The organism is Acinetobacter sp. YH12233, from assembly GCF_013417725.1.
Taxonomy (GTDB): Bacteria; Pseudomonadota; Gammaproteobacteria; order Pseudomonadales; family Moraxellaceae; genus Acinetobacter.
In genome coordinates this window covers 1-1,295 of the sequence record NZ_VPDK01000085.1, presented here as the reverse complement: position 1 = coordinate 1,295, position 1,295 = coordinate 1, and the positions used below count along the sequence as shown (strand labels likewise).

Annotated in this window: 1 protein-coding gene; it reads left to right on the top strand. The window is 37.7% G+C overall.

Annotation, left to right across the window (positions count from 1 at the left end):
- Positions 1-73: 73 nt before the first annotated feature.
- Positions 74-1,295: IS4 family transposase (locus FTV12_RS16340; protein WP_179993461.1), on the top strand; the 1,222-nt coding region annotated here is incomplete at its 3' end.

Here is a 1,295-nt window from a genome sequence, read left to right as displayed (position 1 = left end):
TAATGCCAGTCAGTTAAGCAAATATTAGTAAAATGTAGTAAAAATGAGTGTATGTAAATACGCTCATTTTTTTATGACTTTATCTGAAAATTTAGATTGCACCCTTCAACATTCTTTACCTTCACTTAGCCATTTTAGTGAATTTATTGATTTCAACTGGATTGAGGAAAGTCTGCATCAAACAGGTAAGGCATCAATTAGAAGAAGGAAGTTACCTGCTGAACATGTGGTGTGGCTTGTCATTGGACTCGCTTTATTTCGAAATCAACCTATCGGATATGTCGTAGAACAGCTAAAACTTGTATTTGGTACAACAGAATATTGTGTTCCTAGCGCAGTAGTACAAGCACGACAACGTTTAGGATCAGAACCTTTAAATGCGCTATTTTCTTTACTTAGCCAAGCCTGGTTTGAAGAATCTCAGCAGCAATACTCAAACTTTCACGGTCTGAGTGTGTGCGCTGTTGATGGTGTTGTTTGGTCTATGCCTTATACAGATGAGAATTTTGCACACTTTGGTTCATCTAAAGGAAAAACTGCTGATGCTCCTTATCCACAAGTGAGAGCAACCTGCTTAGTAAATACCGCGACCCATGAAATTATAGATGCTCAAATAGGTAGTATGGATCAAGGTGAACTCACACTGGCAAGCCAATTATCTCCTTGTTCACACAGTATTACCCTATTTGATCGAGCCTATTTCTCTGCAGATTTTCTCATCGGGTGGCAAAAACGTGCAGAAGAAAGTCATTGGCTTATGCGTGCAAAAGATAATTTACGGTATGAGATTGTGGAGCGTAATTCGCAACATGACTTTCATATTAGAATGCCGATATCAACAAGAGCTAAAAAACTTAATCCAGCCTTAGGAGACTATTGGGAGGCACGTCTCATTGAGGTTGAGCAGGCAGGTAAGATTAGACGTTATATCACTTCACTAATAGATTCAAAGAGATATCCATTATTAGCTTTAGCAAAACTCTATGCCCAGCGTTGGGAAATAGAAATGTGTTACCGAGAAATCAAGAGTAACTTACAGGAAGGGAAGCATTTAAGGAGTAAACAACCTGCCTTGATTTATCAAGAATTATGGGGAGTCTTTATTGCCTATAATATTCTAAGAAGACAAATGAAATATATGGCGCAACGTGCAAAAGTCAGTCCTTTGAGAATGAGCTTTCATATTACCTCTATTGCTATCCTTAACCTATTGAAGTTTGATTCTTTGGCTTCCGCAGGTAATTTGCCTAAACATCTAGAAAGTTTAATGGAAAAATCTAAAAGGTATGTTTTAC